Source organism: Dactylosporangium darangshiense (genome assembly GCF_039537565.1).
Lineage (GTDB): Bacteria > Actinomycetota > Actinomycetes > Mycobacteriales > Micromonosporaceae > Dactylosporangium > Dactylosporangium darangshiense.
In genome coordinates, this window is the sequence record NZ_BAABAT010000021.1 from 170269 (window position 1) to 192065 (window position 21797).

The window sequence follows — 21797 nt, forward strand, 5'->3', positions numbered from 1 at the left end:
CCAGGCCACGCCGGATCCGCCACGCTCGGCCGTTCCTGACCTCCCTTGACCTAAGGGCGCCTCCTGTCACCAGGAGGTGACCTCAGGTATGTCCGAAAACCGGTCCTACACCACCGCCGCAGACCGCCAGCACGTCGCGGCAACCCACCCCTACCTGCAGCAACGCAACGGCATCGACTTCGCCGTCGCCGACCTGTCCCTCGCCGCCGCCGGCCGCACCCAGATCCGCCTCGCCGAACACGAGATGCCGGGCCTGATGGCGACCCGCCGCGAGTACGCCGCCACCCAGCCGCTGCGCGGCGCCCGCATCGCCGGCAGCCTGCACATGACCGTGCAGACCGCCGTGCTCATCGAAACCCTCGTCGCGCTCGGCGCGCAGGTCCGGTGGGTGTCGTGCAACATCTTCTCCACCCAGGACGAGGCCGCCGCCGCGGTCGTCGTCGGCGCCACCGGCACCCCCGAGCAGCCCGCCGGCACCCCCGTGTTCGCCTGGAAGGGCGAGACGCTGCAGGAGTACTGGTGGTGCACCGACCAGCTGTTCCAGTTCCCCGGCGACAACGGCGAGATCCTCGGCCCGAACATGATCGTCGACGACGGCGGCGACGCCACCCTGCTCATCCACAAGGGCGCCGAGTTCGAAACCCGCGGCCAGGTGCCGCAGGCCAGCCCGGACGACGACACGGAGTACCGCATCATCCTGGAAACCCTCGCCACGAGCCTGCAGCGTGACCCCCAGCGGTTCACCCGCATCGCCGCCGCCGTCCGCGGCGTCACCGAGGAGACCACCAACGGCGTGAAGCGCCTGTACAAGCTCGCCGACGCCGGCGAGCTGCTGTTCCCGGCCATCAACGTCAACGACTCCGTCACGAAGTCGAAGTTCGACAACACGTACGGCATCCGCCACTCGCTGCTCGACGGCCTCAACCGCGCCACCGACGTCATGCTCGCCGGCAAGCTCGCCGTCGTCTGCGGCTACGGCGACGTCGGCAAGGGCGCCGCCGAGGCCCTGCGCGGCATGGGCGCCCGCGTCGTCGTCACCGAGATCGACCCGATCTGCGCGCTGCAGGCCGCCATGCACGGCCTGCCCGTCGTACGCCTCGACGAGGTCATCACCACCGGTGACGTGTTCATCACCACCACCGGCAACAAGGGCATCATCACCGCCGCCCAGCTGGCCCGCATGAAGCACAACGCGATCGTCGGCAACGTCGGCCACTTCGACAACGAGATCGACATGGCCGGCCTCGCCGCGCTCCCCGGCATCACGAAGACCGAGGTCAAGCCGCAGGTCCACGAGTGGACGTTCGCCGACGGCCACGCGATCATCGTGCTCTCCGAGGGCCGCCTGCTCAACCTCGGCAACGCCACCGGACACCCGAGCTTCGTCATGTCCAACTCGTTCACCAACCAGACGATCGCCCAGATCGAGCTGTACACGAAGCCCGACGCCTACGACCGGCAGGTCTACCGCCTGCCGAAGCACCTCGACGAGAAGGTCGCCGCCCTGCACCTGGAGGCGCTCGGCGTACACCTTACGGAGCTGACGAAGGAACAGGCCGAGTACATCGGCGTCGACGTCGCCGGCCCCTACAAGCCGGAGCACTACCGCTACTGACCGTCACACCATTCGGTGCACCCGCCGCTCGACACCGGCGGGTGCACCGAGTGCACCGGCCAGCACTGTGCGTCGCGGTGGCAACCCGCATTGGGGTGGCACCGTGCGTCGGGCCGACTGCCCGGGCTCGAGCAGCCAGCCGACCTGCGGATGCCGGCGCCCAGCGCGGATGCCGGCGGTCGCCGAGCACTGTCGACTGCCGCACCCGAGCCGCGGTGCCGGCACCCTGTGCTGCCGGCACCGCGGCGATCGCCAATCCACGCCGTACCCGGCCGCGTCCGCAGAACGTGACCACGTTCGTACATAAAGGCCCGGGCGCCTACAAGGTCCGGTGGGCGCTGCAGCGTCGGCGCCCACCGCTGTCCGCCGCGCGGCGGTGTCCGGCGCACACGACGGCAGCGGCAATCTCCGCCAGCCTTGCGCGCAACCGATGAAATCACCGGCGCTGACTCGTCTCAGGACGGACGATCCCCCTGACGACGGAGGAAACGACGATGGCGACAATCCTGTATTCCGCGACCATGTCCCTGGACGGCTTCATCGCCGGCCCCGGCGGCGACATGGGCTGGGTCACCCCGCACCTCGGCCCGAACGAGCTCGTCGACGACCTCGTCCCGCGCATCGGCGCCCTGATCGTGGGCAACCGCACGTACGGCGGCGACGACCCGTACAAGGGCACCGAACGCGCCGGCAAGCCGTTCGGCGGCGGCTGGGAAGGCCCTCAGTTCGTCGTCACACACCACCCGCGCCCAGCCGGCGACGGCATCACGTTCGTCCCGGACGTCGCTACCGCACTGCGCGAGGCGAAGGCCGCGGCCGGCGACCGCTACGTCAACGTCCTCGGCGCCGACGTCGCCCGCCAATGCCTCGACGCCGGCGAGCTCGACGAGGTCCTGGCCCTGATCGCCCCGGTACTTCTCGGCGGCGGCACCCGCCTGCTCGACCGCCCCTCGGGCCCGCAGGTGCGCATGGAACAGTTGCACGTGAGCCACACCCCGAAGGCGATCAACATCTGGATGCGGATTATCAAATAACTGCAATCCGGTAATCGTAATTCGATAATCCGCAACGGCACCGCCGGCCCGCTTCCGCGCTTCGCGCGAGCCGGCGACCTGAGTCCGCAGCGACCTGCGGCAGGAGCGGCACCGCGCCGCGCCGCAACCGCCCCGAAACCGGGGCGGTTGCGGACGGAGGTCCCCGATTCGATGGGGTGCGCGCTCACGTCGCACGTGCGGCGACCTGCGGTCGCGCGCCGCGACGGCTGGGTCGCGGTGCTGCTGCCGGCACGATCCGCGGCACCGCGCCGCGCCGAAGCCCCAGCGAGGCCGGGCGGTCGCGGACGGAGGTCCCGGTTTCGGCGGGTGCACGCCCACGTCGCACGTATGCGGGACGTGTCGCCCGCGCGCGGCGTAGGCACCCTGATCGGGATTGCCACTGGGCGTAATCCGGTGGCCGCGACGCGGGCGGGAGGCGTAGAAACTCCTGAGTGTTCAAGATCCTGCGCAAGCCGTACGCGGTCGGGCTGTCCGCCATGAACCTTCTCGTGCGGCTCGCCGGAGGGGCCGTGGCGCTCGCGCTCGTGCTGTTCGTGCAGGAGAGCCGGGGCTCGTTCGCGGCCGCCGGGTTCGTCGCCGGGTGCTTCGCCGTCGGTACGGCGTGCGGGGCGCCGGTCACCGGGCGGCTCGTCGACCGGGTCGGGGCGACCAGGGTGCTGCTCGTCACGGCCGCTGTGCACGCCGGGGCGCTGCTGGCGATCGCCGGGCTGCCGCGCGTGCCGCTCGGTGTCGTGGCGGGTATCGCGGTGCTCGGCGGGGCGGCCCGGCCGCCGGTCGGGGCGTGGATGCGCGGTATCTGGGTGGCGATGCTCGAGGACGAGCGGGAGCGGCGGGCGTCGTACCGGTTCGAAAGTGCATTGCTGGAAATCGGGTTCATTGCCGGGCCGCTGATCGCCGGGCTCGTCGCCGCGCTCGGGCGACCCGCACTCGGGCTGGTTCTGACCGCTGCGATCGCCGGTGGTGCCACGGTCGTGTTCGCGCTGCTGCCGCCGTCGCGCGCCGCCTCCCGCAGCGACTCCGGGTCACGCGACGGGTCCGACTCCAGCGACCGTGCCGGCCGGACGACGGCCCCGGTCCAACGGCGGCGTTCGGTCAAACGGGCGGGTCAGGTCGAAGCGATGACCCGGCGTAAGGGCGCGGTCGCCGAACGTCGGGCGCGGGTGGATGTGCTCGGCGCGCTGCGGGCCCGGGCGATTCGGGTACTCGTCGTGTCGCGGACCGCGATCGGGGTCACCCTCGGGGCGCTGCAGGTCGCCGCCGCCGGGTTTGCCGAAGGGCACGGACGAGCTGGGTTCGCCGGGGTCCTGCTCGGGGCGTGTGCGTTCGGCAGCCTCGTCGGGGCCGGTGTGATGCGGATGCGACCCGTGGTGCTCGTCGGGTTCATGGGCGTGGCGCTCGTGCCGCTGTTGCTGCCTGTCGGGCTGTGGTGGCTCGCCGTGTTGTTCGCGGTGGCGGGAGCGCCGGTTGCGCCGCTGAACGCGGTTGCCTATGAGGTGACGGAGCGGGCTGCGCTCGCGGGGACCGTGACCGAGGCGCGGATGTGGACCAGTACCGCGACGATGGCCGGGAACGCGCTCGGGACCGCCGTTGCCGGGGTCGTGATCGAGCATTGGTCGGCGCGGGCCGCGGTCGGCGTCGGGATCGCGGGGGCCCTGGTGGCGTTCGTTGTCGATGCCGTCGGGCGGATCGGGAGTGCGACCGAGGCAGCCGCGGCGGCGGGTGCGGATGCGCTCGGACAGCAGGGCGAGGTCGGCCACCCTGTCGAGATCAAGGACGAGGTCCGGGTCAAGGTTGTGGACCACGCCGAGATCAAGGACTCGGTCGAAGTCGGAGACTAGGCCGAGGTCGCAGACCAGGCCAGGCCCGGTTGAGGTCGCAGACCAGGCAAGGTTGAGGTCGCAGACCAGGCTGAGGACAGGGTCGACGTCGAGGTCCAGGTCGGGAACGAGGCCGGGGGCGCGGTCAGTGGTGCTGCCACACCGCGGCGTCGGCGGTCCACCGCAGTGTGATCACGGCCTGCAGGACCAGGCCGCCGGCCAGGGCGGGTGTCAGGTACAGCTCGTCGGCCAGCGAACGGATGATGTGCAGGCCCCGGCCGTGTTCGTCGAGCACCGCGTCCAGCAGCGGATCCATCGCCGCCGTGGTGGGCCGGCCGTACGCGGGGACGGCGGAAACCGGCTCACCCGCGGCCGGGCGAGGCTGGGCAGGAGCCGGGCGGGCAGCCGCCGGCGCAGCTGGCGGGCGCGGGGGCGCCGGCGACGCGGGCGGGCGAACCGGAACAGCGGGCTGGGCGACGGGAGCCCCGGCCGCGGGACGAGCAGCCGGAACAACGGGCTGGGCAACTGAGGCCCGAGCAGGAGGTAACGCCGCGGACGCCGGAAGCGACGCCGGGACAGCGGAACGCGGCGAAGGCGACAACAGCGACGGATCCACCGCCGCACCAGCGTTGACGACGTGGATCACGCAGCGGGACGAGCTCACCTCGATCGTGATCTCGTAGTCATCGGTCTGCTGAGCGTGCTCAATCACGTTCGTGCACGCCTCCGTCACGATCAGGCCGATGTCGTCGCGGCACGACGACGCCACGCCCAAGGTCTGCAGGGACTGGGCCAGGAGGCGGCGGACCAGCGGTACCGTCGCGGCATCCCGGGGCAGGTGCAACGCCAGGCGCAATGCGATCGACACCACCGAACAATCCCCGATCAAAAACAATCGACCAAAAACATCCGACAACGCAACGTACCCCCGCCACCGGATCCTCATCCCAGGTGGGTGAGGGTCGACCGCAACCAAACGGGAAGGCGGACACCGTGCGCCGCACCGTGTGGATACTCGCCCTCGCCGCAGGCTACGTCGACGGGCTCGCCCTGCTGTACCTCGGCGGCATCTTCGCCAGCGTCATCACCGGCAACCTCGTCCTCGTCGGTGTCGCCGCCGCCACCGACCCGCACCACCTCACCGGCGCCGCCACCCGTGCCGCCCTCGCCGTCGCCGTCTACGCCGCGACCGTCACCCTCGCCCGGCACATCCCGCCCGCCCGCTGCCTCGTCGCCGAACTCGCCGCCCTGTGCACCCTCTGCGGCGGCTGGGCCATCGCCGGCCACGACCCCCACGGCACCACCCAGCTGCCGCTGCTCGCCCTCGCCACCATCGCCACCGGGCTGCAGGCCGCCGCGCTACGCGACACCGACACACCCACCACCTACCTCACCGGCACCCTCACCCGCCTCGCCCAAGGACGCGCCAGGCTCGCCGCCGACGGGCCGCCGCTCATCGCCGTACCGATCGGCGCCGCCGGCGCGGCACTGCTGCTCGACCACATCCCCTGGCTCGGGCCCCTACCCGCCGTCGCCCTCGTCGCCGGCGCATGCGTCGTGCACGCCGTCCCGCCCAGGCCGCCCCGCCCACCGACGCCCGCCCCACAACCCGCCGCCGCCTACACGCCGTAGAATTCCTGCAATGGGGATGGTGCACACCGTCGGGCTGGTCCTCCACCCGCGCCGAGATTCCAAACCGGCCATCGACGCCATCATCGACTGGGCCAAAGCTCGCGACGCCACCGTCCTCGGCCTGCCCGACGAAGTCGACCGCATCGACTGCACCGCCGTCGCCGTCAACGCCGACGAGCTCGTCGGGCGCGCCTCACTCGTCGTCAGCCTCGGCGGCGACGGCACCATGCTGCGCAGCATGCGACTCCTGTCCGGCAAACCCACCCCCGTCCTCGGCGTCAACCTCGGACGGCTCGGGTTCCTCGCCGAAATCGGCGTCGACGAACTCCCCGAAGCGCTCTCCGCCATCGACGCGCACCGCTTCACCGTCGAACCCCGCATGGCCGTGCGCACCCAGCTGCCCGACGGCACCAACGTCACCGCCTTCAACGACATCGCCCTCGTCCGCACCCCTGGACACGGCCTCGCCGCCGTCGCCATCTCCATGCAGGGCTACCCGTTCGTCCGCTACTCCGCCGACGCCCTCATCGTCGCCACCTCCACCGGCTCCACCGCCTACAGCTTCTCCGCCGGCGGACCCATCGTCTCCCCCACCGTCGAAGGCATCCTCGTCGTCCCCGCCGCCGCGCACTCCGCCTTCAACCGCGCCCTCGTCCTGTCCCCCAACGAAGACCTCGACCTCGAACTGCTGCCCACCAGCGGCCGCCTCGTCGTCGAAGTCGACGGCGAAGTCCTCGGCGAACTCAACCCCGGCGACACCCTCACCGTCTCCGCCGCACCCAGCGCCGCGAAGGTGGTGCGCCTCGGCTACACCACCTTCTACGAACGGGCCCGCAGAAAACTCCAGGTCAACGGCAGCCTCGAAGTGGAACTGCCCTAAAACGGCCCCGAGGCCCCGGCAACTAACTGTGCGAGTGCTCCGGCAGACCGGGCACCCGCAGCAACGCCTCATCGGCGTAACACCACACCCAGTCCTCACCCGGCTCGAACGACTGCACCAACGGATGCCCCACGCTGTGGAAATGCGCCGTCGCGTGCTTCGCCGGCGACGAATCGCAACACCCCACATGGCCACACGTCAGGCACAACCGCAGATGCACCCACTGACCGCCCACCGCCAGACAGTCCTCACAACCATCCGCCGACGGCTCAACCGGCCCAATCACATCAAGATGCGCACACCCATTACTCACGTCACCACCGTACCCACAACCACATTCGTCGACCGCCCAACAGCGTGGTTGGATTGACCCCATGGCCAAGCCAGCGATCTTGACCGTCGACGACGATCCCGCCGTCTCCCGCGCCGTCGCCCGCGACCTGCGCAGACAATACGGCGAGGACTACCGCATCGTCCGCGCCGACTCCGGCCAGGAAGCCCTCGACACCCTCAAAGAACTCAAACTCCGCGGCGAACAGGTCGCCGTCCTGCTCGCCGACTACCGCATGCCCAACATGAACGGCCTGCAGTTCCTCGAGGCCGCCATGGACCTCTTTCCCCGCGCGCGCCGCGTCCTGCTCACCGCATACGCCGACACCGACGCCGCCATCCAGGCCATCAACATCGTCGACCTCGACCACTACCTGCTCAAACCCTGGCACCCGCCGGAAGAGAAGCTCTACCCGGTCATCGACGCCATGCTCGAGGCCTGGAAAGCCGCACCCGACCGCCCCACCGCCGACGTCAAGATCGTCGGCCACCGCTGGTCCGCACCATCCTTCAAAGTCCGCGACTTCCTCGCCCGCAACATGATCTCCTACCGGTGGTACACCACCGACGACGCCGAAGGCCAACGCCTCCTCACCGCCGCCGGACTCACCCCCAACGACGTACCCCTCGTCGTCACCACCGAAGGCAAAACCCTCGTCAACCCCACCGAAACCGAACTCGCCACCCACGTCGGCCTCACCACCACCCCCACCAACGACTTCTACGACCTCGTCGTCGTCGGCGGCGGCCCCGCCGGCCTCGGCGCAGCCGTCTACGGCGCCAGCGAAGGACTCCGCACCGTCCTGCTCGAAGAACGCGCCACCGGCGGCCAAGCCGGCCAATCCAGCCGCATCGAGAACTACCTCGGCTTCCCCGACGGCGTATCCGGCGCCCAGCTCACCGACCGCGCCCGCCGCCAAGCCGTCAAATTCGGCGCCGAACTCCTCACCGCCTGCCGTGCCACCCGCCTCGACATCCAAGGCAACACCCGCATCCTGCACTTCGAAGACGGCACCACCATCGGCGCACACGCCGTCATCCTCGCCACCGGCGTCGCCTACCGCCGCCTCACCGCACCCGGCCTCGCCGACCTCCACGGCCGCGGCGTCTACTACGGCAGCGCCGCCACCGAAGCACCCAGCTGCACCGACCAGGACGTCTACATCGTCGGCGGCGCCAACTCAGCCGGCCAAGCCGCCATGTTCTTCTCCCGCTACGCCCGCAACGTCCACCTCGTCATCCGCGCACCCAACCTCAACGCCTCCATGTCCCAATACCTCATCGACCAGATCGCCGCCGTCCCCACCATCACCATCCACCCCTGCACCGAAGTCGCCGCAGCACACGGCGACGAACACCTCGAACAACTCGAACTACGACCCATCGACGGCGGACCCACCCGCACAGTCAACGCCTCCTGGCTCTTCATCTTCATCGGCGCCGAACCCCGCACCGACTGGCTCGACGGCACCGTCCAACGCGACCCCCGCGGCTTCGTCCTCACCGGCCCCGACCTGCTCACCGGCGACAGCCCCCCACCCGGCTGGCTCCTGCAACGCGACCCCTACCACCTCGAGTCCTCGGTCCCCGGCGTCTTCGCCGCCGGCGACGTCCGCGCCGACTCCGTCAAACGCGTCGCCTCCGCCGTCGGCGAAGGCGCCATGGCCGTCTCACTCGTCCACCGGTACCTCGTGGAGGGACAATGACCACCCCCGCACGCAGCCTGTCCCCCACCGACCTGCGCAAGCTCTTCCTCTTCGAACAGCTCGACGACACCCAGCTCGACTGGCTCGCCACCCGCGGCCGGGCCGTCACCCACCCCGCCGGCACCGCCGTCTACACCGAAGGCGAACCCGCCACCTGCTTCGTCGTCCTGCTCTCCGGCACCGTCGCCCTCAGCCGCAACATCCGCGGCGACGACGTCGAAGTCTCCCGCACCGACCAGATCGGCGTCTACGGCGGCGCCACCCAGGCATACCTCGGCGACCAGGTGCCCCAGCTCTACAACAACACCATGCACGCCATCACCGACGCCGAAGTCTACGAACTGCCCGCCGCCGAATTCGGCCCCACCATCCGCCAATGGTTCCCCATGGCCATGCACCTGCTCGAAGGCCTGTTCTTCGGCATGCGCAACAGCAACAACGCCGTCGCCGAACGCGAACGCCTCCTCGCCCTGGGCTCCCTCTCCGCCGGCCTCACCCACGAGCTCAACAACCCCGCCGCCGCAGCCGTCCGCGCCACCGCAGTACTACGCGACAAAGTCGCCGGTATGCGCCACAAACTCGCCATGATCGCCGACGGCCGCCTCGACGGCGAAAAACTCCACGGCCTCGTCGAGCTCCAGGAAACCGCGGTCAAGAAGGCCGCCAACGCCCCCAAACGCACCGCACTGGAAACCAGCGACGCCGAAGACGCCATCGGCGACTGGCTCGACGAACACGACGTCAACGGCGCCTGGGACCTCGCACCCAACCTCGTCGCCGGCGGCGTCGACGTCCCCTGGCTCCAGGACATCGCCGAGTGCATCGGCGACCTCGACCTCGAACCCGCCATCCGATGGCTCTCCTACACCATCGAAACCGAACTGCTCATGGGCGAAATCGACGACGCCGTCGCGCGCATCTCCGGCCTCGTCAACGCCGCCAAGCAATACTCACAACTCGACCGCGGACCATTCCAGGTCGTCGACGTCCACGACCTGCTCGACGCCACCCTCATCATGCTCAACGCCAAGATCCCCCAGGGCATCCGCGTGAACACCAACTACGACCGCCAACTGCCCACCATCCCCGCGTACGCCGCCGAGCTCAACCAGGTCTGGACGAACCTGATCGACAACGCCGTCTCCGCCATGCACGGCGCCGGCACCCTCACCATCACCACCCGCCTCGACGAAACCGGCAAGTGCCTCGCCGTCGACATCAACGACACCGGCGCCGGCATCCCGCCCGAGGTCCGCCCCCGGATCTTCGAACCCTTCTTCACTACGAAGCCCGTCGGCGAAGGCACCGGACTCGGCCTGGACATCAGCTACCGCATCGTCGTCAAGAAGCATCACGGCGACATCCGTGTCACCTCCGAGCCGGGCGACACCACATTCACCGTCCTGCTCCCCCTCACCGAGACCGCCTAACCCTCAAGGCCTGCTGCTCTGGTTGGAGCAGTTCGGCGCGAAGCGCCGATCGTTCTTGAAAGAGGCGTGCCGTTAGGCACGCTGCCTAAGCCGTCCTAGGATGCTAGGAAAACACGCAAAGCCCGAGGGGTGAAGCCTCTCTGTGATCATGCTGGGGTGACCAGTTTCCCCGCGACCGCCCGCCGGGTTCGTGACGAGAGCATCGGCCCCCGTCAGCGCCGGATGCACCTGCGGAACTGTCTCTACCACTTCGCGCCGTACGGCTTCCGGGCCACCTGGCACCACCTGGCGACCACACACCGCATCGTCGGCGGTATCGAGGCCGATCCCTCGTCGCTGGTCCGAGCCCTCGACGAGCTCGAGATGGCCCGCGCTCTGGTCCTGCCGCGGGCAGCCGCCTTTGCCGTCCGCCGCCGACTGCGGAAGCGGGAGGGCCGGCGCGTCCCCGCGTCGGCGCATCCGTGGGACTCCTGGGGTTGCCACGCCATCGCCTACTGCCCCGACCCGCAGCAGCATCCGGTCGAACCGCTCCCCGTTGTGGTGGGCCGGGTGCTTGACGCGTGCGCCGCGGGGGCCGACCCCGCCGGACGATGCCTGGTCTGCGGCAACGAGGACCGGCAGCCGGGCGAAGCCTGCCGGAACTGCGGAGTCCTGGCCGGGCGCTGTGGCAACCCTGTCTGAAGCGGGGGCACATCGTGTACCGCATCCTAGGAAGCTAGTCCGGAAGCAGCGGAACGGTTGGTCCCTGCCTGCGGCCCAGCAGCGAGGCGCGCGTCAGCGCCGCCGAGCCGAACCGGTCACGGACCCGGTCCAGGGCCGTGTCCAGTTCGGCCCCGGATGTCACGTCGAAGGGCAACTCGAGCTGCAGCGAGTCGTCGTTGTCGAGGTTCGCGACGGCGATGCCGACGAGCGTCAGGCCGCGGTTGGCGATGTCCGAGACCGCGGCCTCGTGCAGGCGGCGCACCGCGTCCAGCAGCGTCTGCGTGTGCGACGTGGGGCGTTGCAGCGTGTGGGAGCGGGTGACCCGCGTGAAGTCGGCGAAGCGCAGCCGCAGGACCACGGTGCGGCCCGTGCGGCCGGCCGTGCGCATCCGGCGGCTCACCCGGTCGACGAGCTCGGCCAGGACCGCCTCCACGAACGGGCGCGGGTGCGGGCCGCGGCCCAGGGCCCGCTGCGCGCCGATCGAGCGGCGCCGCCGGCCGACGACGACCGGGCGCGGGTCGCGGTTGTGCGCCAGGGCGTGCAGGTGCCGGCCCTGGCCCTCCCCCAGCAGCGACACGAGCGTCGCCTCGCCGAGGCGGGCGACCTGCCCGACGGTGGTGACCCGGTGCGCGTGCAGCTTCGCCGCGGTGACCGTGCCGACGCCCCACAGCCGCTCCACCGGCAGCCGGTGCAGGAACTGCAGCTCCTCGTCCGGCGGCACGAGCAGCAGCCCGTCGGGCTTGGCCACGCCGCTGGCCACCTTCGCCAGGAACTTCGTGCGGGCCACGCCGACGGTGATGGCCAGGCCCACGTCGGCGCGCACCCGGTCCCGCAGCCGCTCGGCGATGCCCACCGGGGCGCCGGCAATGCGGTACAGGCCGCCGACGTCGAGGAACGCCTCGTCGATCGACAGGCCCTCCACGACCGGGGTGGTGTCGCGGAAGATCTCGAAGACGGCCTTCGACGCCGCCGAGTACGCCGACATGCGCGGCGGCACCACGATCGCCTCCGGGCACAGCGCCCGGGCCTGCCGCCCGCCCATCGCGGTGCGGACCCCGCGGCGCTTGGCCTCGTAGCTGCACGCCAGCACGACACCCCCGCCCACGATGACCGGTCGGCCACGCAGGCGGGGGTCGTCACGCTGCTCGACGGAGGCGTAGAACGCGTCGAGGTCGGCGTGCAGGATATGAGCAGCACCACCCGGCACGAACATATGTTCGCACAAAGCCGGGTGAGCTGGGAATACTCAGGCGCGCAGGGAGCGGATCGTGTCGCGGTACCAGTGCGCCGAGCGCTTCGGGGTGCGCTCCTGCGTGTCGTAGTCGACGCGGACGATGCCGAAGCGCTTGTCGTAGCCGTACGCCCACTCGAAGTTGTCCATCAGCGACCACGCGAAGTAGCCGCGGATGTCCGCGCCCTGCTGCCGGGCCAGGGCGACGGCGCCGATGTGGGAGTCGAAGTACGCCACCCGGTCCTCGTCGTCGACGAAGCCGGTCTCGTCGGGCACGTCGTCGAACGCCGAGCCGTTCTCGGTCACGAAGATGGGCAGGCCGTAGTCGTTGTGCAGGCGCACCAGCAGCTGGGTGAAGCCCTCGGGGACGATCTCCCAGCCCATCGCCGTGATCGGCCGGCCGGTCGGGATGACCCGGGTGACCGGCAGCCCGTCCGGGTCGGTGTTGTTGCCGTCCTCGTCGACGCCGGAGACGGTCTCGGAGAAGTAGTAGTTGACGCCGAGCACGTCCAGCGGGGTGCTGATCACCTCGAGGTCGCCGTCCTGGACCGGCAGCGTCACGCCGCGGCGGGCCAGGTCGTCGACGAGGTCGGCCGGGTACCGGCCGTGGACCAGCGGGTCGAGGTAGATGCGGGTGCCCAGCGCGTCGGAGCGGCGGGCCGCGTCGCGGTCGGCGGCGGAGTCGGTCTGCGGCGTCGACACGCCCATGTTCAGCGTGATGCCGAACTCGTGGCGCCCGTCGCTGGCCTCGCGCATCCGCTGGGTGGCCAGGCCGTGGCCGAGCAGCAGGTGGTGCACCGCCCGCATCGAGGCGGCGAAGTCGCGCCGGCCCGGCGCGTGCGCACCGTAGGCGTAGCCGAGCATCGCCGAGCACCACGGCTCGTTCAGCGTCGTCCACGTCTTGATCCGGTCCTGCAGCGCGTCGAAGACCATCATGCTGTAGTCCGCGAAGCGGTACGCGGTGTCGCGCTCCGGCCAGCCGCCGGCGTCCTCGAGCTCCTGGGGCAGGTCCCAGTGGTACAGCGTCACCCACGGCTCGACGCCGTTGGCGAGCAGCTCGTCGGTGAGCCGGTCGTAGAAGCCGATGCCCTCGGGGTTGACCGGGCCGCGGCCGCGCGGCTGCACGCGCGGCCAGGCCACGGAGAAGCGGTACAGGTCGACGCCGAGGTCCCGGATGAGCGCCACGTCCTGGGGCATGCGGTGGTAGTGGTCGCACGCGACCTCACCGGTGTCGCCCTTGTCGACGGCGTCGGGGACCTCGCAGAAGGTGTCCCAGATGGACCGGGTGCGCCCGCCCTCGTCGACCGCGCCCTCGATCTGGTAGGCCGAGGTCGCCACACCCCAGCGGAACGAGGGCGGGAGCGTGGCGATCGGGTTCGCGAGATCGAGGGGGGTCGCGGTCGTGTCCATGGTTCTCCTGGGTTGTTCGTGGATGATGACGCGGCAGCGCGGTGCTATCCGGCGGTGACCGGATGCAGCCAGCACGCCACGGTGCGGGCCGGTCCGACATGGTCGTCGGGCTTGCCCAGGACCGGGATCTCCTTGTCGCACGGCTCGAACCGCTTCGGGCAGCGCGGGTGGAACGCGCACCCGGACGGCATCCCCCGCAGGTCCGGCGGGGAGCCGGGGATGCCGGTCAGCTCGCGCCGATCGCCGCGCAGGGCGGGGAACGAGCGCAGCAGGCCGACGCTGTAGGGGTGCAGCGGGTCGCGGTAGATGTCGGCGGACGGCGCCTCCTCGACGATCCGGCCGCCGTACATGATCGCGATCCGGTCGCTGAACTCGACGAGCAGCGACAGGTCGTGGGTGATGAACAGCACCGAGAAGCCCAGCCGCTCGCGCAGCTCGACGAGCTGGCCGAGGATCTGCCGCTGCATGACGACGTCCAGCGCGGTGGTCGGCTCGTCCATGATGACCAGCTGCGGCTCCAGGGCGAGCGCCATGCCGATCATGACGCGCTGGCGCATGCCGCCGGAGAGCTGGTGCGGGTAGGCGTCGAGGCGGTCCTCGGAGATGCCGACGAGGCGCAGCATCTCCTTGGCCCGGTCCAGGCGGGCGGCCTTGGACAGCTGCGGCTCGTGCGCCTTGATCGCGTCCATCATCTGCACGTCGACCTTGTGCACCGGGTTGAGCGAGTTCATCGCGCCCTGGAACACGATCGACGTCTCGGCCCAGCGGAACTTGCGCAGCTCCGCGTGGGAGAGGCTCAGCACGTCGAACGGCTCGCCGGTCGGCGGGTGGTAGGTGACGGAGCCGCCGGCCACGACGCCGGGCGGCGGCAGCAGCCGGGTCACGCCGTAGGCCAGGGTCGACTTGCCGCTGCCGCTCTCGCCGGCGAGGCCGACGACCTCGCCGCGGTGGATGGTCAGGCTCACGTCGCGCACCGCGTGCACGGCCTCGTCGCCGAGGCCGTAGTCGACGTTGAGGTTCTTGATCTCCAGCAGCGGCCTGGTGAGGACCTGGGTCATCGCGTTGCACCGTCTTTCATGTCGATCGTCCCGGTCGGCTCGACGGGGCGGATGACCGGCGTGAAGCCGACCTTCATCCGCACCTTCTCGCCGGTGCTGGTGCGCTTCGGGCCGTGGCCGGAGGTGCGCAGCCGCGGGCTGACGAACTCGTCGATGCCGAAGTTCACCAGGCTCAGCGCCGTGCCGAGGATGGCGATGGCCAGGCCCGCGGGCACGAACCACCACCAGGCGCCCTGCGCGAGGGCCTGCTGTCCCTGCGCCCAGAACAGGATGGTGCCCCAGTTCCACGAGCTGACCGAGGAGATGCCGATGAACGCGAGCGTGATCTCCGACAGCACGGCGAAGATGACGGTGCCGACGAAGCCGGAGGCGATGATGGCCGTCAGGTTGGGCAGGATCTCGAAGAAGATGATCCGCCAGGTCTTCTCGCCGGTGGCCCGCGACGCCTCGACGTAGTCGCGCTGGCGCAGCGACAGGGTCTGTGCTCGTAGCACGCGTGAGCCCCACGACCAGCTGGTCAGGCCGATGACGAGGGCGACGGTGAGGTCGTTCACGCGCGGCAGCGAAGTGCAGATGATGATGATCAGCAGCAGGCCGGGGATGACCAGGAACACGTTGGACAGCACCGACAGGATCTCGTCGATGACCCCGCCGAGGTAGCCGGCGGTGACGCCGACGAGGATCGACAGGACCGTGGCCACGATGCCGGCGATCGCGCCGACCATCACCACGCTGCGGGTGCCGGCCAGGATCTGGCTGAAGATGTCCTGGCCGAGGTGCGAGGTGCCGAACCAGTGCTTGGCCGACGGCGCCTGCAGCACGTCCGAGGTGATCTTGTCCGGGTCGAACGGCGCGACCCACGGCCCGATGATCGCGAACAGCACGTAGATGGCGAGGATGACCAGGCCGGTGGTCGCCTTGCCGTTGGCGATGAACCGGAACCGCCTGCGCTTGGCCTTCTTGCCCGCCGGCGTGACGTCGGGCTGGGCCATGGCGCCCTGACCGGGGATGACCTGCTCGATGCTCGAGGGGGTGGCGGTCATCTCAGCCTGCCTTTCGGGTGCGCGGGTCGAGCAGCAGGTACGCGACGTCCGCGAGCAGGTTGGCCACCAGCACCGAGATGGTGATGACCAGGAAGATGCCCTGCATCAGCGGGTAGTCGTGCGCGCCGACGGCCTGGAAGAGCTGGAAGCCGACGCCCGGGTAGGAGAACACGATCTCCACCAGCAGGGTGCCGCCGACGATGAAGCCCAGCGACAGCGCGAACGCCGACACGTTGGGCAGCAGCGCGTTGCGGGCGGCGTAGCTGAACGCGACCCGCCGCTCGGACAGGCCCTTGGCGTGGGCGACGGTGATGTAGTCCTCCGCCGAGACGGTGACCATCATGTTGCGCATGCCGAGGATCCAGCCGCTCATCGAGGACAGCAGGATCGTGACGGCCGGCAGCACGCTGTGGTTGATCGCGGAGCCGATGAAGTACTGGTCCAGTGCCGGCACGAGGCCGGGGGTGTAGCCGCCGGAGGACGGGAAGTAGCTGCCCGGGCCGGTGAACACGGCGATCGCGACGAGGCCCAGCCAGAAGTACGGGATCGAGGACAGGAACGTCGTGGCCGGCAGCAGCCCGTCGATCCACGTGCCGCGCCGCCAGCCGGCGCCGATGCCCAGCGTCGTGCCGACCATGAAGCTGATCACGGTGGTGATGCCGACGAGGCCGATCGTCCACGGCAGGCTCTGCCCGATCACCTCGGAGACGGTGGACGGGAAGAACGTGAAGGACAGGCCCAGGTCGCCGTGGAAGAGCTGCCCCCAGTAGTCGAGGTACTGCTGCCACAGGCTCTGCTTCTGGTCGAGACCGAAGAGCACTCGCAGCGACTGGATCGCGTCGGCGGACACCGCGCCCTGGTTGCGGGCCAGGAACGAGCTGATCGGGTCGCCGGGGATCATCCGCGGGATGAAGAAGTTGATCGTGATCGCCGCCCACGCCGTGAACAGGTAGAAGGCGAGGCGTTGCAGCAGGAATCTCATCGTGCCTCCTCCGGCAGGTGCAGCGCCGGCGGCGTGGGGATCGACGGGTCGGCGGCCGAGCCGACGCCTTCCTTGGCGACCGTCTCGGCGTCGTAGAGCCAGCAGGCCGCCCAGTGGCCGGGCTCGCCGCCGACTTCCAGCCGCGGCGGCAGGTCGACGGTGCAGCGCTTCATCGCGTGCGGGCAGCGGGGGTGGAACCGGCAGCCGGACGGGGGCCGGATCAGGCTCGGCGGTTCGCCGTTGCCGCGGTCCTTGGCGGTCGCGTCGGCGATGCCGGCGATGCGGTCCGGGTCGGGCGCGGACTCGATGAGCAGCCGGGTGTAGGGGTGCGCGGGGTTCTGCGTGACCGACTCGCTGTCGCCGCCCTCGACCATCCGCCCGGCGTACATCACCATCGTCTCGTCGGCGAAGTACCGCGCCGAGGCGATGTCGTGCGTGATGTACAGGATGGCGAGGTTGAGCCGCTCCTTGAGGTCGCGCAGCAGGTTCAGGATGCCGAGGCGGATCGACACGTCGAGCATCGACACCGGCTCGTCGGCCAGCAGCGCCTCGGGGTCCGCACCGAGAGCGCGGGCGATGGCCACGCGCTGGCGCTGCCCGCCGGACAGCTCGTGCGGGAACTTGTCGATGTAGCGCTCGGGCGGGGTCATCGCCACCCGGGTCAGCAGCGCGGCGAGGGCGGCCTCGAGCTCCTCGGCGTTCTTGCCGGCATTGCCGTGGATCTTCAATGCCCGGGTCAGGTGGTAGCGGACCGTGTGGACCGGGTTGAGCGAGCCGAACGGGTCCTGGAAGATGAGCTGCACGCGGCTGACGTAGTCGCGGAACCGGCGCCCGCCGTGGACCTTCGTCGTCTCGCCGTGCAGGCGCAGGTCGCCGGCGGTGCGGGGGTACAGCTGGGCGAACAGCCGGGCGACGGTGGACTTGCCCGAGCCGGACTCGCCGACCAGCGCGGTGACCCTGCCGCGGCGCAGGGTGAGGGAAACGTCGTCGACCGCGTGCACGACGGCCCGCTTGCCGGTGAAGATGTCGCTCAGCTTCCGCCGGACGGGGAAGTGCTTGGTCAGGCCCTCGGCCTCCAGCACCACCTCGCCGACCGGCGCCGCCGGGCTCTCGCTCAACGTCATTGCCGTTGGTCCTGTCTCGGGGGTGTCGTCCTCATGGGGTACCGCTCCCCGGGCGGCCGCGCAAGGGCCACCCGGGGAGCGGTGTCGGTCCGATCCGATTATCAGGCGGACGGCTTGAGGTGCAGGATGACGTCCAGCGCGTTGGCCTGGGTCGGCTGAGCGGCGCCGTACGGGTTGGCGTCGTCCGGCCAGCCGGTCCAGTTCTTCGTGCTGAAGGCGCCGCCGATGTTGTCGGCACCGACCGGGATCATCGGGGCCTGCTCGACGAAGATCTTCTGCAGCGTGGCGAGCGCGGTCTTGCGGGCCGCGTCGTCGGTGGCGGCCGCGTAGGCGCGCAGCGCCGCCGTGGCGTCCTTGCTGTCGAAGCGGCCGAAGTTACCGGCCGGGGAGGCGGTGCCGATCGGCTTGAGCTGGTCGCCGTCCATCACCGTGCGGTAGATGTCGTACGGGGTCGAGCCACCCTCGGTCCAGCGGAACGCCGCGTCGAACTGGCCGGCCTCGACGTTCTTGAACCACGCGTCCTGGTTGGCCTTGTCGACCGTCGCGTTGATGCCGATCGTGGCCAGGTTGGCCTTCACGATCTCCAGCGAGGTCTGGTAGTCCGACCAACCGGCCGGGTCGGTCAGCGTCAGGGTGACCGGCTTGCCGGACGGGTCCTTCAGCGTGTTGCCGTCGAGCTTGTAGCCGGCGCTGGCGAGCAGCGTCTTGGCGCCCTCGACGTCGACCTTGTAGTCCTTGCCCTTGTACTCGTCCGAGATGTAGGCGTCACCGGCCGGCGAGGGCAGGCCCGTCACGCTCTTCACCAGCGGGTGGAAGTAGCCGGCCTCGGCCGTGGTGAAGATGTCGTCGCGGTTGATGACCATGCCCATCGCGACGCGCAGCTTCGGGTCGTTGAACGGCGCCTTCGTGGTGTTGATGTAGAGGCCGTGGATGCCCAGGACCGGCGGGGCCCAGATCTTGTGGTTGGCCGCGTCCTTGTCGATGAAGACCGTCTTCACGTTGGGGATGAAGACGAAGCTCCACTCGCACTCGCCGTTGGCCAGGGCCGTGGTCTGCGCGTTGTTGTCGTTGTAGGAGGTGTACCGCAGCTCCTTGACCTGCGGCAGCGCCTGCCAGTAGCCCTTGTCGCGGGCCACGAGGGTCGTGGTCTGCGGGGTGAAGGACTTGATGGTGTACGGGCCCGAGCCGATCGGGTTCTTGTTGACCTCGGACTTCGGGTCGGAGACCTTCTCCCACACGTGCTTGGGCACGATCGGGATCTGGGCGATCGCCTTCTGCTGGCTGACGAACTGCGGGGACTTGAACGTGATGGTCACGTCCGCGCCGCTCACGGTCGCGTCGGTGATCGGCACGCCGCCGGAGTTGAGGGCCTCGTTGTCACGCACCAGCTTGTAGGTGAACGCGACGTCGTCGGCGGTGAGCTTCTGCCCGTCGGACCACTCGGCGTTGTCACGGATCGTGACCTTGACCGAGGTGTAGTCCTTGTTCCACTCCGCCTTCGTGGCCAGCCACGGCTTCATCGGGTCGGCCGGCTTGACGGGGTTCCACATCATCAGCGGCTCGTAGACCACCCAGCGGTAGCCGTCCTTGGCCCCGGCCGAGGTGGTGAGGAACGGGTTCTCGTTCTCGGTCAGCGGGCCGTTGGGCATGCCGACGGTCAGGACCGTCGTCTTGGCGCCGCTATTCTTCGCCTTCTCGTTCGGCGAGTCGCCGCACGCGGCCAGAGTGGTCGACGTGGCCAGCAGACCGGCCATGCCGAGCAGAACGGAGCGTCTGGTCAACACGGGGGTGTCTCCTTTTGTACCTGGATCGACAGGTGGGGCGGACATTTACAAAATCGGGAATGACGACGGAACCCTTGCGGCCGGTCCCGCCCAGTGGTGCGGCGTGACGTAGAACCTTCAGGTGTTGCGCTCGGGCTGCGCCGGCACGGTCGAACCGCGCACGACGAGCGTGGTGGACAGGATGTTCGGCTCGGCCGTCAACGGCGTGCCGTCGAAATGGGCGATGAGCCGGCGGGCCGCCATCTCGCCCATCTGGCGCATGGGCTGGCGGACGGTGGTCATCGGCGGCTCGGTGTGCGCCGACTGCAGGATGTCGTCGAAGCCCACCAGGGCGACGTCCTGCGGCACCGATCGGCCCGCGAGCCGCAGCGCCTGCAGGGCGCCCGCGGCGGACAGGTCGTTGTGCGCGAACACGGCGTCGAACTCCAGGCCCTCGTCCAGCGCCCGCTGGACGGCGACCGCGCCGCATTCGTAGGTGAAGTCCCCCTCGATGACGAGCCGGGGGTCGATCGGCGCGCCGGCCGCCGCGAACACGTCCGCGAAGCCGCCGAGCCGGTCCTGGGTGCAGCCGAACTTCTCGGAGCCGGTGATGACAAGGGGGCGTCGCCGGCCGATCTCCACGAGGTGCCGGGCGGCGAGCGATCCGCCCGCCCGGTTGGTCGTCGCCACCGACGGCATCAGCGGCTTGTCGCCGCGATCGTCGATGAGCACCACCGGCAGGCCGCCGGCGTACAGGTCGGCCAGGTAGTCCAGGGTCCCCTCGGGCTCGATGGCCAGCAGCCCGTCGAACGCCTTGCCGGAGACCTGCGCGGAGAACTGGCGCATGGACTCGGCGCCGCGGTTGCACGTGAACAGCAGCAACCCGTATCCCTCCGACTCCACGACGTCCACCGCGCCCTGCACTATGTCGCCCATCCACGGCCAGGTCAGCGACGGCACGAGCATCCCGATGACCCGGGTGTGCCCCCGCGCGAGGTTGACCGCCCGCGCACTGGGCACGTAGCCCAGCTCGTCGATGACCGTGCGTACCCGTGCCGCGGTCGCCTCGTCGACCTCCCCTTTGCCGTTGAGCACCCGCGAAACGGTGGTCTTGCTGACCCCCGCTCGCGCCGCGACATCGGCGATGGTTATCGGCACGCCGCGATCCTTCCGGTGAGAGCGCTTTCTGGCAAGAGAGCGTGTTCTGGAACCGGTTCCGCAACCGGTTCCGGCACACTAAATCGGATTGCGGACAGTGGTGTCAATAACACGGATGTAACGAAACTTAACGACACCGCAACCCTTGCCAAGGCACTGCCCATGGTGTTTGCTCGGGATCACCGTCGATGCGTTTGCGGCCGCACCGGCGATGCACTCATGACCTTGGCGGAAACGCTCCCATGGAGCGCTCTCACAGCCGGTCAGCCGAGTTTGATCCCGCTGCTGGCGCCGCCGACGAGGCCGGACTTGACGCGCAGCTCCGTGAACGTGAGCCCGGTCGGCACGTCGTAGACGAGCGTGCCCTGCACCGTCTCCCCCGGCCCGATGTCGTTGGCCAGGGGCCGCGTCTTGTCGTAGTACAGCAACGACCACGCATCCGGGTCGTACTCCGTGCCGCCCGAGTCACGCAGCTTCTGGTTGCCGATCCACACCCGGCCCTTGCTGTCGCCGGTGTTCTCCACCTTCAGCTCCACCAGGCAGAACTGGCCCTTCGGCTTCTGCACCAGCGGCCAGTCGCCGACCTGCGTGACACCGCAGGTGAACTTGGCGACGGAGAAGCGCAGCTTGCCGTCCGTCACCGTCTTGGTCGGCTTCGGCGACGGGGACGGCGAGGGCGACGGCGGCCGGTCCGCGGCCTGCCCGCCGCGCCCGCCCGCGCTCTCGGCCAGCCTCAGCCCGCCCAGCAGGCACGCCAGCATCGCCGCGAGGGCGACGCCGGTCGCCACGCCCCGGCCCACCCGGCGCGGCGGGCGCCGCGGCGGCGGTGGCGGCGGCGGCAGCGGCGCGGACCGCCCGCCC

Annotated in this window: 19 protein-coding genes and 1 pseudogene; 8 read left to right on the forward strand and 12 right to left on the reverse strand. The window is 70.1% G+C overall.

The window, feature by feature from the left end:
- Window positions 1–88: 88 nt before the first annotated feature.
- The 3 genes from ahcY (at window position 89) to ABD901_RS32750 (ending at window position 4508) form a co-directional block, all read left to right on the forward strand.
- Window positions 89–1615: an adenosylhomocysteinase gene (gene ahcY, locus ABD901_RS32740; protein ID WP_345132671.1), complete on the forward strand. Its 1527-nt coding sequence runs from the start codon at window positions 89–91 to the stop codon at window positions 1613–1615.
- A gap of 494 nt (window positions 1616–2109) precedes the next feature.
- Window positions 2110–2649 carry a dihydrofolate reductase family protein gene (locus ABD901_RS32745; protein WP_345132673.1) on the forward strand — a complete coding sequence of 180 codons (540 nt, stop codon included), beginning with the start codon at window positions 2110–2112 and terminating at the stop codon, window positions 2647–2649.
- A 452-nt stretch (window positions 2650–3101) separates the two neighbouring features.
- Window positions 3102–4508 (forward strand): MFS transporter, encoded by a 1407-nt coding sequence (locus tag ABD901_RS32750; RefSeq protein ID WP_345132676.1) that lies wholly within the window; start codon window positions 3102–3104, stop codon window positions 4506–4508.
- A gap of 124 nt (window positions 4509–4632) precedes the next feature.
- Here the strand turns inward: ABD901_RS32750 and ABD901_RS32755 are convergent, their stop codons facing one another.
- Window positions 4633–4803 carry an ATP-binding protein gene (locus ABD901_RS32755; protein WP_345132678.1) on the reverse strand — a complete coding sequence of 57 codons (171 nt, stop codon included), beginning with the start codon at window positions 4801–4803 and terminating at the stop codon, window positions 4633–4635.
- Window positions 4804–5085: 282 nt separating this feature from the next.
- A pseudogene (locus tag ABD901_RS59180) lies at window positions 5086–5433 on the reverse strand (ATP-binding protein); the annotation flags it as partial.
- Window positions 5434–5480: 47 nt separating this feature from the next.
- Here ABD901_RS59180 and ABD901_RS32760 point away from each other — a divergent pair.
- The gene (locus tag ABD901_RS32760; RefSeq protein ID WP_345132680.1) at window positions 5481–6119 is read left to right on the forward strand and encodes a DUF1275 family protein; all 639 of its coding nucleotides are present in this window, start codon (window positions 5481–5483) and stop codon (window positions 6117–6119) included.
- Window positions 6120–6129: 10 nt separating this feature from the next.
- Window positions 6130–6999 carry an NAD(+)/NADH kinase gene (locus ABD901_RS32765; protein ID WP_345132682.1) on the forward strand — a complete coding sequence of 290 codons (870 nt, stop codon included), beginning with the start codon at window positions 6130–6132 and terminating at the stop codon, window positions 6997–6999.
- Window positions 7000–7021: 22 nt separating this feature from the next.
- On the opposite strand, the gene ABD901_RS32770 is transcribed toward ABD901_RS32765, so the two are convergent.
- A complete protein-coding gene (locus ABD901_RS32770) occupies window positions 7022–7375 on the reverse strand; it encodes a UBP-type zinc finger domain-containing protein (protein WP_345132725.1) in 354 nt (117 codons plus the stop codon).
- On the opposite strand from ABD901_RS32770, the gene ABD901_RS32775 reads away from it, so the two are divergent.
- The 3 genes from ABD901_RS32775 (at window position 7374) to ABD901_RS32785 (ending at window position 11146) form a co-directional block, all read left to right on the forward strand.
- Window positions 7374–9035: an NAD(P)/FAD-dependent oxidoreductase gene (locus ABD901_RS32775; protein WP_345132684.1), complete on the forward strand. Its 1662-nt coding sequence runs from the start codon at window positions 7374–7376 to the stop codon at window positions 9033–9035. The genes ABD901_RS32770 and ABD901_RS32775 overlap by 2 nt on opposite strands.
- Window positions 9032–10465: an ATP-binding protein gene (locus tag ABD901_RS32780; RefSeq protein WP_345132686.1), complete on the forward strand. Its 1434-nt coding sequence runs from the start codon at window positions 9032–9034 to the stop codon at window positions 10463–10465. The genes ABD901_RS32775 and ABD901_RS32780 overlap by 4 nt, the downstream gene beginning before the upstream one ends.
- 156 nt (window positions 10466–10621) lie before the next feature.
- The gene (locus ABD901_RS32785) at window positions 10622–11146 is read left to right on the forward strand and encodes a hypothetical protein (protein WP_345132689.1); all 525 of its coding nucleotides are present in this window, start codon (window positions 10622–10624) and stop codon (window positions 11144–11146) included.
- Between the two features lie 34 nt (window positions 11147–11180).
- Here the strand turns inward: ABD901_RS32785 and dinB are convergent, their stop codons facing one another.
- The 9 genes from dinB to ABD901_RS32830 all read right to left on the reverse strand — a co-directional run.
- On the reverse strand, window positions 11181–12380 hold the full coding sequence (gene dinB / locus ABD901_RS32790; protein ID WP_345132691.1) for a DNA polymerase IV: 1200 nt from the start codon (window positions 12378–12380) through the stop codon (window positions 11181–11183).
- Between the two features lie 33 nt (window positions 12381–12413).
- Window positions 12414–13808, reverse strand: a complete 1395-nt coding sequence (locus ABD901_RS32795) for a GH1 family beta-glucosidase (protein ID WP_345132693.1) — start codon at window positions 13806–13808, stop codon at window positions 12414–12416.
- A 44-nt stretch (window positions 13809–13852) separates the two neighbouring features.
- The gene (locus tag ABD901_RS32800) at window positions 13853–14866 is read right to left on the reverse strand and encodes an ABC transporter ATP-binding protein (RefSeq protein ID WP_345132695.1); all 1014 of its coding nucleotides are present in this window, start codon (window positions 14864–14866) and stop codon (window positions 13853–13855) included.
- Window positions 14863–15909, reverse strand: coding sequence for an ABC transporter permease (locus ABD901_RS32805; RefSeq protein ID WP_345132697.1), 1047 nt, complete (start codon window positions 15907–15909; stop codon window positions 14863–14865). The genes ABD901_RS32800 and ABD901_RS32805 overlap by 4 nt, the downstream gene beginning before the upstream one ends.
- 1 nt (window position 15910) lies before the next feature.
- The gene (locus ABD901_RS32810) at window positions 15911–16891 is read right to left on the reverse strand and encodes an ABC transporter permease (RefSeq protein ID WP_345132700.1); all 981 of its coding nucleotides are present in this window, start codon (window positions 16889–16891) and stop codon (window positions 15911–15913) included.
- Window positions 16888–18015 carry an ABC transporter ATP-binding protein gene (locus ABD901_RS32815; RefSeq protein ID WP_345132702.1) on the reverse strand — a complete coding sequence of 376 codons (1128 nt, stop codon included), beginning with the start codon at window positions 18013–18015 and terminating at the stop codon, window positions 16888–16890. Before ABD901_RS32815 ends, ABD901_RS32810 begins: the two co-directional genes overlap by 4 nt.
- A gap of 101 nt (window positions 18016–18116) precedes the next feature.
- A complete protein-coding gene (locus ABD901_RS32820) occupies window positions 18117–19769 on the reverse strand; it encodes an ABC transporter substrate-binding protein (RefSeq protein ID WP_345132728.1) in 1653 nt (550 codons plus the stop codon).
- Between the two features lie 147 nt (window positions 19770–19916).
- Entirely contained in the window at window positions 19917–20936 is a 1020-nt protein-coding gene (locus tag ABD901_RS32825) for a LacI family DNA-binding transcriptional regulator (protein WP_345132704.1), read from the reverse strand.
- A 263-nt stretch (window positions 20937–21199) separates the two neighbouring features.
- On the reverse strand, window positions 21200–21797 hold a 598-nt coding region (locus ABD901_RS32830; protein ID WP_345132706.1), incomplete at its 5' end, for a DUF4352 domain-containing protein.

Excerpts from the sequence above, each read along its gene's own strand:
- ABD901_RS32775 (WP_345132684.1), top strand. The coding sequence starts at position 7,374 with ATGGCCAAGCCAGCGATCTTGACCGTCGACGACGATCCCGCCGTCTCC.
- dinB (WP_345132691.1), bottom strand. The coding sequence starts at position 12,380 with ATGTTCGTGCCGGGTGGTGCTGCTCATATCCTGCACGCCGACCTCGAC.
- ABD901_RS32755 (WP_345132678.1), bottom strand. The coding sequence starts at position 4,803 with ATGGATCCGCTGCTGGACGCGGTGCTCGACGAACACGGCCGGGGCCTG.
- ABD901_RS32805 (WP_345132697.1), bottom strand. The coding sequence starts at position 15,909 with ATGACCGCCACCCCCTCGAGCATCGAGCAGGTCATCCCCGGTCAGGGC.
- ABD901_RS32795 (WP_345132693.1), bottom strand. The coding sequence starts at position 13,808 with ATGGACACGACCGCGACCCCCCTCGATCTCGCGAACCCGATCGCCACG.
- ahcY (WP_345132671.1), top strand. The coding sequence starts at position 89 with ATGTCCGAAAACCGGTCCTACACCACCGCCGCAGACCGCCAGCACGTC.
- ABD901_RS32820 (WP_345132728.1), bottom strand. The coding sequence starts at position 19,769 with ATGGCCGGTCTGCTGGCCACGTCGACCACTCTGGCCGCGTGCGGCGAC.
- ABD901_RS32780 (WP_345132686.1), top strand. The coding sequence starts at position 9,032 with ATGACCACCCCCGCACGCAGCCTGTCCCCCACCGACCTGCGCAAGCTC.
- ABD901_RS32745 (WP_345132673.1), top strand. The coding sequence starts at position 2,110 with ATGGCGACAATCCTGTATTCCGCGACCATGTCCCTGGACGGCTTCATC.
- ABD901_RS32765 (WP_345132682.1), top strand. The coding sequence starts at position 6,130 with ATGGGGATGGTGCACACCGTCGGGCTGGTCCTCCACCCGCGCCGAGAT.
- ABD901_RS32815 (WP_345132702.1), bottom strand. The coding sequence starts at position 18,015 with ATGACGTTGAGCGAGAGCCCGGCGGCGCCGGTCGGCGAGGTGGTGCTG.
- ABD901_RS32800 (WP_345132695.1), bottom strand. The coding sequence starts at position 14,866 with ATGACCCAGGTCCTCACCAGGCCGCTGCTGGAGATCAAGAACCTCAAC.
- ABD901_RS32770 (WP_345132725.1), bottom strand. The coding sequence starts at position 7,375 with ATGGGGTCAATCCAACCACGCTGTTGGGCGGTCGACGAATGTGGTTGT.
- ABD901_RS32810 (WP_345132700.1), bottom strand. The coding sequence starts at position 16,891 with ATGAGATTCCTGCTGCAACGCCTCGCCTTCTACCTGTTCACGGCGTGG.